The sequence below is a fragment of the Flavimobilis sp. BM9 genome (assembly GCF_058313055.1).
The window spans coordinates 175,021-188,221 of the sequence record NZ_JBZEMO010000006.1 but is presented as its reverse complement, the minus strand read 5'-3'; the positions used below and the strand labels follow the sequence as shown (position 1 = coordinate 188,221).

Here is a 13,201-nt window from a genome sequence, read left to right as displayed (position 1 = left end):
GCAGCACCGGTCCGTGAGAGCCGGGGGTGGTCAGGCGTGCGGGCTCGTGCCCGTCCCGGACCGCCCCCGGAACTCGTCCATGGTGTTGTAGACGTGGAAGCCCTTGTCGGCGACGACGTCCCACACGCGCGGTGGGAGCACTCCGCGGAGTGCGCGCCCGAGCGGGACCGTCCACGGAGTGGATCGCACGGGACGGCCCGCGAGCATGGCTCGCCAGGCGCGGTCGGTCGCGGTCTGCGGCGTGAGGATCGGGGTCAGCAGCGGGCCGCGCACCCCGTCGAACATCCCGGTCGAGACGTAGCTCGGGCAGAACGTCGTGACGCGCACGTGGCTGTTGCCTGTGCGCTCTAGCTCGAGGCGCAGCGAGTCTGACCACCCGATCAGCGCCCACTTCGAGGCTGCGTAGACGCTCATCCTCGGGTTGGCGATCGTTCCGGCCGCGGACGCGATGTTGAGGATCCGGGACGGCCGGCGGCCCGCGATCATCGCAGGCAAGAGCTCGCGGGTGAGGACCATGGGTGCGACCGTGTTGACCTGCATCGTGCTCTCGATGTCGCGGACCTCGTGATCCCAGAAGAGCGCACCGCGCACGACGCCAGCGTTGTTGACGAGCACCTGCGGCGCCCCGCCGTCCGCGAGGTGCTCCTGCGCGCGGTCAACGATCGACTGCGTGTCCCCCAGGTCGACCTCGGTCCCGACGACGGTGGCGCGCGGGTGACGGGACGCAAGCTCCGCGACGGTCCCGGCGAGAGCCGCGCCGTCGCGGTCCCACACGGCGACGTGCGCCGCCCCCTCGCGCAGGGCTCGTTCGGCGTAGAGGCGGCCCATGCCGCCGGCCCCGCCCGTGATCAGCACCCGGGCGCCGTGCATACGGAAGCTCATGCGCACATCCTCCTCCTCGCCATGCTGGTCAGGGGATCCAGGCCATCGTGTCGGGGTGCGACCCCGTGCGCTCTCCCCGGTCGAGCGCGGTGATGGCCGCCATGTCGTCGTCTGTCAGCCGCAGGTCGAGCGCGCGGAAGTTCTCCTCGATCCTCGCGCGGCTCGAGGCCTTGGGGAACACGACGTCGTCGCGCTGCACGTGCCACCTGATGATGACCTGCGCGGGTGACGCGTCGTGGCGGCGCGCGATCTCCGCGATCGTGGGGTCGCCGAGGACGGTTCCGCGGCCGAGCGGCGACCACGCTTGCGTGACGATCCCGTGCTTCGCGTCGAACGCACGCAGCTCGTCCTGCACCAGGTAGGGGTGGATCTCGATCTGGTTGACGGCGGGCACGATCTCCGTCTCCTCCATGAGCCGGACGAGGTGGTGCTCCTGGAAGTTGGAGACGCCGATCGCTCGCGCGCGGCCGGAACGGTAGATCTCCTCGAGCGCCTTCCAGCGGGGGACGAAGTCGCTGACCGTCGCGAGAGGCCAGTGGATGAGGAACAGGTCGACGTGGTCAAGACCCAGCTCGTCGAGCGACCGGTCGAACGACGCCATCGCGGCGTCGTACGTCAGCTGGTTGTTGTTGAGCTTCGTCGTGACGAACACGTTCTCGCGGGGCAGCCCGCTCTCCCGCACGGCTTGCCCGACCTCGCGCTCGTTGCCGTACATCTGCGCGGTGTCGACGTGCCGGTAGCCGATTTCGAGAGCCTCCCGCACGACCGCGACCGCGTCCCCAGGCTCGACCTTGTAGGTGCCGAAGCCGAGCTGGGGGATCGCTACGCCGTTGTTCAAGACGAGGTGCGGGGTCTGCTGGTCCACGTTGTGTCTCCTTGCTGGCCGGTCCTGGTGCTTACCCTGCCACGCGCGTACGGCGGGTGCCGAGAGCAGCGCCGTCTTCGTCACACGGGCCCTCTGGGCGGCGAGGGGCGTCGTGCGCGCCGACTACCCTGGCGGGGTGGCTACCTTCTCCTCCGTGACCCGTCAGCACATCCTCCAGGCGATCGCCGAGCACGACTCCCGTGGGAGCGAGAACTTCCTCGGCGTCTACGGTTTCGAGGCCTCAGGAGGGCCGACGATCGTCCACGAGGGCGCGAGCTACGACTGCGCCGCGGTCATCGGCGTCGCGCACCGCTATGCGACCGGCCGAACGGCTCTCGCCGAGGAGTTCGACGACGGAGCGATCAAGGTCGTCCGCAACCGCGGCTTCGACGTCGTCGAGCCCGGCGCCGCACGGGCGCCGCGTCGCGCGCCCGCACCCAAGCGCACCCCCGCCGCGAAGCCTGCCGCGACGCGTCGTCCCGTCCAGCCCGAGCGTCCCACGGTCATGTGCCCCACGTGCTTCATGACGCTCCCGGCGACGGGGATCTGCGACAACTGCGCCTGATGCGCCGAGAGGCGCCCCGGCGCGTGACCGCACGTGTGACGAACGAGGGCCTCGCGACTGAGTCGCGAGGCCCTCGTTCGTGTGCGGACGATCGTCAGCGCGACGTGCGCACCTTGATGACGTTGTCGGTCCCGGTGACCTTCACGGTCTTCGCCTTGCCGGTCGCCGCCTTGACGTAGTTGTTCGCCCCGACGACGCGGAGGCTGCGCAGGCTGGTCACCTTCACGTGGTTGCCGCTGCCGCGCACGACCAGCGTCGTGGTCTTCCCTGCACGGAGCTTGGTGTTCGCACCTTCGATGCGGGCCGTCTTGAGCTTCTTCTTCACGGTGATGCTCGCGTTGCTCGCGTCAGTCTTCAGCGTCCCGAGCGAACCCCCGACCTTGAGGTTCACGCCGGTACCGGTGATCGACGCCTTGCCGACGTTCTTCGCGACACGAACCTTCGCGTTGCTGCCCTTCACGCTGAGCGCCGTGGCCGAGGGCAGCGACACCGTCACGCCCGTTCCCGTGATCGTGACCTTGCCGCACGCGCCCTTCAGCCGGTACGTGCCGAACGACCGAGAGATCTTCACGGTGCCGCGGCTGCAGTCGATCGTCGTCGCGCTCGCGACGACGGGCGAGGCTGGCGCAGAGACAGCTGTCGCGCTCGACCCGAGCGCGAGAGAGCCGGGAACGCCGAGCGAGGCGGCGATGGCGAGGGTGGACAGGCGGTGAGAGAGACGGCTCATGGATGCTCCTGAGGCAGGTCGGGGAATCTCGGCTCGAGGTCATGTCGACCGTAACCGCGCGCTTCGAGGCTGTCCTGTCGAACGTCCGTCTCCGGTCCCTGCACGACCAGTCGCCGTCGCACGTGTGCGCGGTCGACCTCCCGAGGAGACGAAAGGCGCCCCGTGTGCTCGGGGCGCCTTGGTGGGGCTCCTAAGGATTCACTGCAATCGAAACGAGACAACCCGTCAAATCGATGGTCTGGTCGCAGAAGCCAGGGGGCAGATCGGGGGTACGGCACCGCTACGTGCGCCCGGGCCTCCGCGGCCAGCCCGAGCAGGGAAACAGCTGCCTTCCGAGACGGAACGGGCCATCGTGGCCGAGTACCAGGCAGGGCACACGATGAAGCAGATCGCTGCAGGGCATGGCGTCCACAGAGTCACGGTCAGCGAGGTGCTTGACCGCACAGGCACAGCCAAGCGACCACGAGGCATGAACGCCACCCAGGTGTCGCTCGCCGCCAAGCTGTATGAATCCGGAGAGTCACTGGCAACTGTCGGGGCCCAGCTCGGCTTCAACGCTACGACGGTCCGTATCGCGCTCATGGGTGTCGGTGTTCGGATGCGCGACCCGCATGGCCGCCTCCGCTGAGGCGCTTCGCTACTCAGCCGCCTCGGCGATGATCCGCGCCGCTTCAAGTGTCACCTACTCGCCCAGCAGACCCCGAGCCTGACCTGGGATCACTGTCGTTCGGCAGCCGAAATCGCATCATCGACACCGTAGACACCGATCTCAAGCATGCTGTCCAGAACGTCTAGCAATGCACCACGATGCTCCTTGTCGCGAGACTGTGCAAGGCCACGGACTACGAGCTGACTGATGTAACGCGCATCTCCAGCCGCGCCAGTCCGGAGATCGCTTGCTTCAGCTCCAAAAAAAGATAGGAACCGTCGGGCGACCCGCAAAACAAGCTCGTCGACTTTGTCTGGTGCGTGCTGCAACGTAATCAACAGCTGCGGTGTCGCGTGTTCATACGCAGGCGAGTCGGTAAGCGCCTCGAGCAGATCGGAGAACGGACGAAGCGGCTGGTCACGTAGGTGCGCTGCTAGTTCCGCTACGGCTTCTCGTACCTCGAGCTCTTCGTCAAGCATCAGGCGCTTCAGGGTGGAGCTTGCGAGCTGGACGTTCGACGTTCGGTCGATGCGATTCGCGCAGACCTCGGCAGCGCCCTTCCGGGTGCCTGTGTCGCCTGCTAGTGCGCACGTCATCAGTTCGTTGCGGCCCCATTCAAGGGCGGCGAACGCAGCGAGTCTTCCGCCCTCCTCGCGAGCTTCCGCGTCTGACGAACTGAGCATTCGCTCAATGATTGGAACGATGATCGCGGAGTCGACGTTGCCTATGTAGAGCATCAGTTGCTGGACAAGGTTAGTCGCCAGGATCCGATCATCGGCGTCGATCAGTCGATGGAAGGCCGCGACGGCTTCCGGTCGTGCGTGCCGAAGGGAGGCCGCCACGGTGTGCGCAACCGACGTTCGGACGAAGATGACGGGATCGCTTGCCAATGAACCAAGATGAGGTCCAACGAGCGCAGTCCGATCACCATCTGCGTCGTAGACGAGCAGGTCGCCCAGAGCTTCAGCCAAGCTCCCCCTCGCAGTATTGATGGAGTTCTGCCGCATATCCGCAGCACCTCTGCCATCGTCTCCGTCGCGCGTGAAGATTGGAGTGTCATCTTTTGGATCGGAAGAGTGCAGGGCGCGATCGAGGATCAACTCGACCAGGTCGAGCGGAACCTCACGGTAATACCGACGAAGTGCACCGCCGAGCCACCGGTCGACGTCCTCATGACCAAGCGCAGCGATGTGCCGAACCGCGTCGTACACGAGCGGTGCCGCCTCTACTGAATGTTCCGCGTCCGCAAGGCCCATCAGCACGGCGTCAGCGTAGGCCGCGTTGAGCTCCGAGGTCAGCCGCAGCGCAAACCGCGCGAATCGAACTGGATTTGTGGCAACCTGAGCGCGAAGGACATGCGACAATTCGCGCGCGCCTCCTGTGAAACTATCCCAGTCAGTTTCGTCGGAGGCATATCGACTCATGGCTCGTAGCCATTGATCGTCACTCATCTTGCTTGCCGCATCCGAGGCGATCGGAGAACCTATTATCCCGCCGACAATTCCACGTGGTTTGGACGGCACCGTTTCGTTGAACTTCCGACGATATTCCGCGAGCTTGCGAACGCCTGTAGGGCTCAGCCGCGCTTCTTCCATCGCCGAGAGGAACGTGAATGCTGAGCGGCCCAAGCTACGTTGCGTCTCGTAAGGATTACGCAAGTCCCGAACCAGGATCTCCAACTCTTCATGGACCTTGTCACTTACAAGCGGCGCGACTGCGTGAAGAAGCTCACGCGCAACCCAGCGCGGGTCCGACATGTAGCCGCAATCAAGGCGCGCACCTCCGACCAGTAGAAGACTCGCTGCCCAGTCCGCAAAATTGGCGCTTCCCGAAGTGAGCGCACGGTAAAGCAAGAATTGCGCTGCATCGTGCGGGTCTCCCGCAAGCGCGTCGAGCAACGGGCGGATTTCGTCTGGCTTGGTGACCGCTACGACTTCGAGCGCACTGAGTGATCCAGCGAACAGCGCATCGTCCAAGTCGCGATCGTGCAGGTTGTCCGGTTCCATGCGGGGGCAGAAGTGTCGGTCAGGAATCGGGTTATCTGGGCGCGGTTCGTAAGCCGTCGCGGCCATGACCCGCAGGAGATAGGGCACGACAGTCTGGGCAAACGCGAGGGGTTCGGCAGTGGCAGCTTCGCGAACCAATTCAGATGCACTGTAGTCGTGGAGCTTAAGGAGGCCAACGCTGCCATCATCGGTGAGCTGAAGACCCTCGGGATGATCGGCAATGCGCGCCTGAATCAGCTCGATCGCCCAGAGAGGCTCGTGTTTCGCGAGGTCATGAACGGTCAGCCACAGTTCAGTCCCAGCATCATCGAAACCCCCAGCTCGGACTGCTTCGAGCAACTCATCAAACAACTCGCGGCTGCGGTGTGCGTCAGCCCGCCCAACTGTCCATCGCACCCAATCGAGGTACTGCGGCGTTGACCGACGCGCGTGCAAGAGTCGGGCAACCCTGGCTGGCTCATCCTTGGTGCCGCTGAGCATCAGATTGAGAGCGTGCGCTTGTAGCGCCGGGTCACCACCATCAAGCCACGCGTCGACATGGCCGTCCTCGTGGAATTGTCTAAACCACGGCGCCCGGCGTGTGTTCAGCCATAGCTGCTCGGCGATACTCGGCGCAATTTTGACTAGCTGGAGGATGACCTCAGTGTCCTCCTTGGTGGGAGCGCTGAGGTTGGAGAGCACGGCAAGTACTGTCTGCTTGATATGAAAACGCACTCGAGCGCTCGCGAGAACTGCCGTCACCTCACGTCGAAAGCGATCGGGGTCACGTTCTGACAGGTGCTGCAAGATCTGCCGAACCTGCGCACGACGAAACAGTTCCTGCTCATCGTGAAGCAAGAAGTCCACCAACGACCCCGATCGTGATCCCCACTGACGGGCGAAGGCATAGTCGAAGAAGGTCTCGTGAAAGAACGCGATTCGGTCGCCGTCGCGTGCCAGTACATGCTCTGAGATGAGCACGTTGGCATCCTCGATCAGGTCATCCTCGTCCAGAACTTCTGCTGGGATGGATAACGTCTGCCGACTACTCGCTTCTGTTGCGACACGAGCGACTACTTCGTTGAATCGCACTTGGCTCCGTCGCGCACGCGACGCCTGTCGCTTTCGCTCCCAGTACGCTTCGAAAAGGGAGCCCCTTGATTGAAACGCCAAGGCTCCAGCTTGGCCAGCGATCGTCTTGAGAAGGACGAGGTGCATCGGCGTCTGCAAGATTGATCTTTGAGAAGTCGACAGCTGCGTCGAATCGAGCCCCATCTTCGTCACCGCAGCTTCGACCGTAACGTCGGGTAGGAGGCCGACAGAGATCGTTGCCGTGTCGCGTTTGCCCGCCAACGATCGAATCCGATGATCATTCTCGATGTCGAATGCGCGACAGGCAAGAACCACTTTGACGCCAGTTAGGGAAAGCGCCTCGCCGATGAGATCGACAATGACATCGAACCTCTCCGGCATACGTCCTGAAGCGAGGCTGACGGCGTCGAGCTGGTCGATGACTAGGTATGCATCTCGATCTTCAGCCGCCAACGCCAGCGCTGCTGCAGGCGAAGTCTCCAGCCCTAGCTGCCTACCGAGCTCCGTTGTCGAGGCGAATGCGTCAAGTCGGTCGAGCCGGATGGCGAGCACCTCCGCACCGGTCGCCTCGAGCAGTTCAACAGCCTGTTGCAACACGGAGCTCTTACCGCCTCCGGCAGATCCAGCCACGAAGCTCGTTCGGTGGGAGTCAAGTGTCTCTACTAGCTGCGACGCCTCGACGCGCTCAATGCGAGGCTCGAGCAGCTCCCGCTTGACGGAATCGCGCCAACTCTTTGAGGCTTGGCGCACTTGTTCACGAGCGTTGCTGCGAGTGGAGGCTTCTATAGGAGCGATTCCGCGCAGGGCGAGTGATGCCAGCAGGTCGGTTCGAGTCAGCGTCGTTCCGAGGTTATCGAGAAGAATATCTCCGATGGCGAGCGCAATCATATGCCCGTCCGCGCCGCTGAGCTGGTTTGCCGCAAGCATTGCGTTCGTCTGGATCATGTCGCGCTCGTCTTGAACGGAGAACCACATGCCTCGCAAGGTTTCCCACGCGCTTTGCGAGCCGCCGAGGATTTCTTCGGCAGTTAGCTGGTCGAAGAAGGGACGAAGTTCAGCGGTGAGCTGCGAGTGCGTGAATTGTGCTAAGTCTGATGAACGACGCGCGCGCTCCGCGAGCTCTTGAAGAGGACGGCAAGGTACGAGAGAGACGAAATGGTACTCGCGACCTGCAGCAACATGTCCTGCAGCCGCATCGAATACTTTAAGATCGGCGAGAGCCTTCACGGTCCAACTATTACTGTTTCCATTTTGCCGCTTCAGCTGGTGGACTTCAGTCGTCGCACTGCTCCGATAGGTGAACTCCGAACCCCTGCCGATAGCGGCGTCTAGCTCTTCAAGTGTGAACGAGTTCTTATTGTCGATGATGCAGAAAAGCGCATGCCGTATCGCCCAGGCTGCTTCATACCTGTTACCGAGCTTGTCGGCTTCGCCGCCCGGCCTTGGACTCATGCCAGCAGCTCCTGCTTCCACTGCTGACGCAAGCTCGACGGCGCGATGATCAGGATGCGCCGCTTGCGTTCAGCCCAGTACTGGGAGATGACGATGCCCGCCTCGATCGTCTTGCCGAGGCCGACCTCGTCCGCCAGGATCACGCCCGGCAGGAACGGGGTTTGGAGAGCGAAGAGCGCCGCGTCGATCTGGTGCGGCTTCGGCTCAACCTGCGCGTCGAACAGCAGGCCGGCGAGCTTGCCGACGCGGTCGTTAGCGTAGCTGCGCTGCAGCTCGTGGGCGAAGTACTTCGCCTGGTAGTCGGTGAGGAGAGCCGTCATCGGCGGCCCTTCCGGGTGGGGCAGGGCAGACACATGGAAGCTGCGGCGGCCGGGCGGCCGTCGCAGCGGATCGATCTGGCCGCTTTGTGCTCCATCAGGTCATGCTCCTCCGCGCCAGCGGCGCGATCTTAAGTTGTGCTCATAGTGCCGTGTCCAACGGTACCGGGGACCTCCGACACGTCGAGCGTGGCGCGTCCACCCGGGCGGGTTGGGATTCGGGCGGCCGCAGGCGGGAGCCGGACGGCTCGACCGGGACACTGCGATCTACCCCCATTTTCGCACACTTATGCATTCAAAGGAATATCACTTCATTGGCTGCCGCGACGATAGAGGCGACGAGCGCGTTGGTGGCAGCAGCCGTGCCGGAGGAGAACTTGCGTTCTCGACTCCGTGCACGGCTGCCGGGGTTGTTCAGGAGTCCGAAGACGCCTGCTTGGTGGAACAAGTCGACGGCTTCGCACCCTTGGCGTTACCGCCAAGAACTGCCTCGATCGCGCTGCGCCGGGTGGCTGCTTCGCGTTCGATGTCGGCTCGTACTTGCTCGGCACGCTTGAGCACAGCCGGGTCGGACTTGGACTTGTCGACCCAGTACTCCAGCGCGTACCGCGTCTCTTCGGTGAGAGAGCGGTCGTTGAGCTGCGCGAGGATCTCGAGCTGCGCTCGGGTTCCATCGCTCATCGGACGGAGAGGGGACGGAGTGGCCCCATCCCGTTCTCCGTGATGCCGCCTGTTCCGACGGCAGACTTCTCGCTCATAGCGAGACCTCCTTCGTGCGAGCAGCCCGCGATCCTGGACGGATCACGTTCAAGCCGCAGGGCACGGGCGGTGTCATAGCGTCGTAGCAACAGTGGTGGTGGCGACAGGACGTGCGATGCGCAGGATGCTGACGGTGAGCGACCGGGCGGAGATCGCTTCGGGGTTGAAGGCTGGATGGTCGATCCGTGCGATTGCGACGCTCATCGACCGGGCGCCGTCGGTGGTCTCGCGCGTGATCCGGCGCAACGCGCTTGCCTCTGGCCGCTACGCGCTGGTGCACGCGGACTGCCAGGCCGAGCGTGCCCGTCGCCGTCCCCAGGAGCGTAAGGTCGCCGCCGATGAGGTGCTCCGAGCGCGGGTGCTGGCTGATCTTGGCCGTTCGCGAACCCCGCGTCAGATCGCCGGTCGCTTGCGCTTGGAAGCCCAGGACGACACCGTGGGCCTGATGAGAGCGTCTCCGCCTGCTCAGGGGCGCACCGTGTCCCACGAGGCGATCTACCAGTACATCTACGCCCTGCCCAAGGGTGAGCTCGCCGCGCACGGGATCCTGCTGCGATCCAAGCGCACCCGCCGGCGCTCCACACCCGCCGCTGGGCGCCGCGGCGCGCCGATCGTGGCGATGACGAGCATCGATGCGCGCGAGGACATCACCGACCGCAAGGTCCCCGGCCACTGGGAGGGCGACCTGATCATCGGGGCCCACGGCAAGAGTGCTGCGGCGCCGCTGGTCGAGCGCACCACGCGCTTCACGGTGATCTTGGGCCTGCCCTACGGCAAGGACGCCGAGCATCTGGCTGACGCGCTCATCGACCACGCCCAGGCCCTGCCGGAGATGATGCGTAAGACATTGACGTGGGATCAGGGCTCGCAGATGGCCAAGCACGCGGCGTTGACGCTGGCGACCGACATGCCGGTCTACTTCGCCCACCCCCGCTCACCGTGGGAGCGACCCACCAACGAGAACACCAACGGTCTCCGTGAGTACCTGCCCAAGGGCACCCACATCACCGACCACCAGCCCTACCTCACCGCCATCGCCGAAGAGCTCAACGAACGACCCCGAGCGATCCTGGGCTTCCTGACCCCACGCGAAGCCTTCGAGAAGCTCCTCGTTGCTTCGACTCCTTGACACCGCCCCTGCGCGTCTCGTCCAAAGGGCAGGTGAACACCGACTACGACCCCGAGGGCATCTCCATCCCCGCGCAGCGCACGTCGTGTCAGCGCAAGGCCGAAGCCCTCGGGCTCACCATCGTGCACGAGTACATCGAACCCGGCCGTTCGGCCACCGAGATGACCAAGCGCGTCGCGTTCCAGGAGATGCTCGAACGCATCCGCCGCGACCGCGACGTGGACTACGTCATCGTCTACAAGCTCTCCCGCTTCGCCCGTAACCGCACCGACGACGCAATCGTCATCGCCGATCTGCACAAACGCGGAGTCACCCTGGTCTCCGCGACCGAACAGATCGACGCCACCCCGGTGGGGCAGCTCATGCACGGCATCCTCGCCGCGTTCAACGAGTACCGCTCCCGTGAAGACGGTGCGGACATCGCCTACAAGATGGGCCAGAAGGCCAAGAACGGCGGCACCCTCGGCCGCGCACCGATCGGGTACCTCAACGTCACCGAGAACATCGACGGCAGGAAGATCAACACCGTCAAGATCGACCCCGAACGCGCCCCGTTCGTGAGACTCGCCTTCGAGCTGTACGCCACACGCGACAAGACGTTCCAGGACATCGCCGAAGAACTCACCGACCGGGGGCTTCGCACCCGCCCCACCCAGCGACGTCCAGCCGGGCCGATCTCGGATTCCAAGATCCAGCAGATGCACCGCGACCGCTACTACCTCGGAGAAGTCCGCTACAAGGGCGAGACCTACCCCGGTAGACACGAACCCCTCATCGAAGAGGATCTGTTCAACCAGGTGCAGCAGCTCATGGACGAACGCGGCTACGCCCGCGAACGCCGCAAGCGCCACGACCACTACCTCAAAGGCACCATCTGGTGCGGGCAGTGCCGCCTCGAACAGCACATCAACAGGCGCATGATCCTCATGCGCACCACCGGCAGGCACGGCAACGCCGACTACGGCTACTTCTTCTGCCGAGGCGTCCAGGACCACCTCTGCGACGCGCCGTACTCCTCGATCGACCGAGTCGAGGACGCCGTCGCCGAGCACTACAGGACCATCCGCCTCAGCCCCGCGTTCATCACCGCCGTCCGCCGCCACATCGAGACCGCGCTGGACGACCAAGTCGCTGCCCAGCAGCTGCTCCGCAAGAACCTCGAAGACCAACTCGCGCAACTCACCGTCAGGGAAGACAACCTCCTCGACCTCGCCGCCGACGGGTCACTCCCCCAAGACCGCATCCGCCAGCGCCTTCGGGAGATCTCCCGCGACCGACAGCGCATCACCGACCAGCTCAGCCAGGTCCACGGCGACCTCTCCAGCGGGCGAGCGTTCCTCGACGCTCATCTCGATCTGCTCGAGAACCCTCACGAGCTGTACCTCCACGCCAGCGAAGCCACCCGCCGCAAGCTCAACCAGGCGATCTTCGGCCACGTCTACATCACCCACGATGAAGTCGTCGGCGACGACATCCGCTCACCCCTGCGTGAACTCCTCGCCGCCGAACGCGGCTGGGAAGCACTCACAGCGGACGCAACGCCCGAAGCCGCCTGCACGGCGACCCAGGCCGCGACAGCGCGCCACAGCGGCCCAGAAACGCCAGAAGCCGCCCCGAAGGGCGGCTTGGCTGAGCTAACCAACCTGTGGCTTGGCCTGCCTGGCGGCGTCTACGAGGACACCGATTGCAGTAAGCCTCTTATGGTGGGCCCGGAGGGACTCGAACCCCCGACATCCACGGTGTAAGCGTGGCGCTCTAACCAGCTGAGCTACAGGCCCTGGTGAACAGGCAGCCGTCAGACTACCTTGTCGCCGTCACAGGAGCGTGAGCGCCTCACGGTAGCCGTCGAGGTCCCTGCGCTGCCCGCGCGGGTTGACGACCGCCCAGCGGACGATCCCCTCCGCGTCGATCAGGAAGCTGCCGCGCACAGCGAGGCCGTGCTCGTCGTCGAACACGCCGAACGCCTGCGCGGCCTCGCCGTGCGGCCAGAAGTCCGACAGCAGGTCGAAGCCGAAGCCCTCCTGCTCTGCCCACGCCTTGAGCGAGAAGACAGGGTCGCACGAGACGGCGAGGAGCGTGACGCGGGCGTCCTCGAACTGATCGAGGTTGTCCCGCAGCTCGCACAGCTCCCCCGTGCAGATCCCCGAGAACGCAAAGGGGAAGAACACGACGAGGACGGGCCCGCCGCGCAGCGCCGACAGCGTCACGGGCGTGCCGTGCGTGTCCTGCAGGGTGAAGTCAGGCGCGACGTCACCGACCGCGAGCGGCACCGTCTCCATCAGCGGCCGCGGCCTCGCGTGCCGAGCTTCGTCGCCGACCAGTCGCGCGCGATCGAGAACGTGCTCGTCACGTGCAGGCCCGCCGTGCTCGCGGCCTCCTGGATGTCGTTGTGGCCGACATGGCCGTCGCGGCCCGGCTTCGGGGTGAAGACCCAGATCGCACCACCGTCGTCGAGGACGGTCTGCACGTCCACGAGCAGGTCCGTCAGGTCGTCCTCGCCGTCCCGGTACCAGACGACGACGCCGTCAGTGACGTCGTCGTAGTCCTCGTCGACCAGGTCCGTCCCCGTGATGTCCTCGATCGCCGAGCGCAGGTCGTGGTCGACGTCGTCGTCGTACCCGAACTCCTGGACGACCATCTCCCGGTCGAATCCCAGCTTCTCCGCCCCCGCGGCGCTCGTCGCGTCCTGGGGGTCCGTGCTCGTGGCCACCTGTGGTTCCCGTTCCTTCCGAAAAGACTCCAGCGGGCACCGCCCGCGCGTTGTCACCTGTGTCACAAC

Annotated in this window: 12 protein-coding genes, 1 tRNA gene and 1 pseudogene; 4 read left to right on the top strand and 10 right to left on the bottom strand. The window is 64.9% G+C overall.

Going from position 1 to position 13,201, the window contains the following annotated elements; genetic code table 11:
• Window positions 1-30: 30 nt before the first annotated feature.
• Together AC4F3Q_RS12075 and AC4F3Q_RS12070 are read right to left on the bottom strand one after the other, a co-directional pair.
• Window positions 31-882, bottom strand: coding sequence for an SDR family NAD(P)-dependent oxidoreductase (locus AC4F3Q_RS12075; protein ID WP_491040173.1), 852 nt, complete (start codon window positions 880-882; stop codon window positions 31-33).
• A gap of 28 nt (window positions 883-910) precedes the next feature.
• On the bottom strand, window positions 911-1,747 hold the full coding sequence (locus AC4F3Q_RS12070; protein ID WP_491040172.1) for an aldo/keto reductase: 837 nt from the start codon (window positions 1,745-1,747) through the stop codon (window positions 911-913).
• Between the two features lie 136 nt (window positions 1,748-1,883).
• Here AC4F3Q_RS12070 and AC4F3Q_RS12065 point away from each other — a divergent pair, with 136 nt between their 5' ends.
• Window positions 1,884-2,312 (top strand): ScoMcrA-related endonuclease, encoded by a 429-nt coding sequence (locus AC4F3Q_RS12065; RefSeq protein WP_491040171.1) that lies wholly within the window; start codon window positions 1,884-1,886, stop codon window positions 2,310-2,312.
• 94 nt (window positions 2,313-2,406) lie between these two features.
• On the opposite strand, the gene AC4F3Q_RS12060 is transcribed toward AC4F3Q_RS12065, so the two are convergent.
• On the bottom strand, window positions 2,407-3,039 hold the full coding sequence (locus AC4F3Q_RS12060; RefSeq protein WP_491040170.1) for a DUF3060 domain-containing protein: 633 nt from the start codon (window positions 3,037-3,039) through the stop codon (window positions 2,407-2,409).
• Between the two features lie 352 nt (window positions 3,040-3,391).
• On the opposite strand from AC4F3Q_RS12060, the gene AC4F3Q_RS12055 reads away from it, so the two are divergent.
• Window positions 3,392-3,667 (top strand): hypothetical protein, encoded by a 276-nt coding sequence (locus tag AC4F3Q_RS12055; RefSeq protein WP_491040169.1) that lies wholly within the window; start codon window positions 3,392-3,394, stop codon window positions 3,665-3,667.
• 89 nt (window positions 3,668-3,756) lie between these two features.
• Here AC4F3Q_RS12055 and AC4F3Q_RS12050 read toward each other — a convergent pair whose 3' ends face one another.
• The 3 genes from AC4F3Q_RS12050 to AC4F3Q_RS12040 form a co-directional block, all read right to left on the bottom strand.
• The gene (locus AC4F3Q_RS12050) at window positions 3,757-8,217 is read right to left on the bottom strand and encodes an NACHT domain-containing protein (protein ID WP_491040168.1); all 4,461 of its coding nucleotides are present in this window, start codon (window positions 8,215-8,217) and stop codon (window positions 3,757-3,759) included.
• Entirely contained in the window at window positions 8,214-8,537 is a 324-nt protein-coding gene (locus tag AC4F3Q_RS12045) for an SNF2-related protein (protein WP_491040167.1), read from the bottom strand. Before AC4F3Q_RS12045 ends, AC4F3Q_RS12050 begins: the two co-directional genes overlap by 4 nt.
• Window positions 8,538-8,948: 411 nt before the next feature.
• Window positions 8,949-9,215, bottom strand: coding sequence for a hypothetical protein (locus AC4F3Q_RS12040; RefSeq protein ID WP_491040166.1), 267 nt, complete (start codon window positions 9,213-9,215; stop codon window positions 8,949-8,951).
• A gap of 202 nt (window positions 9,216-9,417) precedes the next feature.
• Between AC4F3Q_RS12040 and AC4F3Q_RS12035 the strand changes: the two genes are divergently transcribed.
• Both AC4F3Q_RS12035 and AC4F3Q_RS12030 read left to right on the top strand, forming a co-directional pair.
• A complete protein-coding gene (locus AC4F3Q_RS12035; RefSeq protein ID WP_491040249.1) occupies window positions 9,418-10,422 on the top strand; it encodes an IS30 family transposase in 1,005 nt (334 codons plus the stop codon).
• Window positions 10,423-10,454: 32 nt separating this feature from the next.
• Window positions 10,455-11,183: pseudogene (locus AC4F3Q_RS12030) on the top strand (recombinase family protein); the annotation flags it as partial.
• 462 nt (window positions 11,184-11,645) lie between these two features.
• On the opposite strand, the gene AC4F3Q_RS12025 reads toward AC4F3Q_RS12030, so the two are convergent.
• The 4 genes from AC4F3Q_RS12025 to AC4F3Q_RS12010 all read right to left on the bottom strand — a co-directional run bounded on the left by AC4F3Q_RS12025 (window position 11,646) and on the right by AC4F3Q_RS12010 (window position 13,132).
• Window positions 11,646-11,873: a hypothetical protein gene (locus tag AC4F3Q_RS12025; protein WP_491040165.1), complete on the bottom strand. Its 228-nt coding sequence runs from the start codon at window positions 11,871-11,873 to the stop codon at window positions 11,646-11,648.
• Window positions 11,874-12,123: 250 nt separating this feature from the next.
• Window positions 12,124-12,200: transfer RNA gene (locus tag AC4F3Q_RS12020), tRNA-Val, on the bottom strand.
• 36 nt (window positions 12,201-12,236) lie between these two features.
• Complete coding sequence (locus tag AC4F3Q_RS12015) at window positions 12,237-12,701, bottom strand: peroxiredoxin (protein ID WP_491040164.1); 465 nt, start codon at window positions 12,699-12,701, stop codon at window positions 12,237-12,239.
• Window positions 12,701-13,132 (bottom strand): DUF3052 domain-containing protein, encoded by a 432-nt coding sequence (locus tag AC4F3Q_RS12010; RefSeq protein WP_168447188.1) that lies wholly within the window; start codon window positions 13,130-13,132, stop codon window positions 12,701-12,703. The genes AC4F3Q_RS12015 and AC4F3Q_RS12010 overlap by 1 nt, the downstream gene beginning before the upstream one ends.
• Window positions 13,133-13,201: the final 69 nt, after the last annotated feature.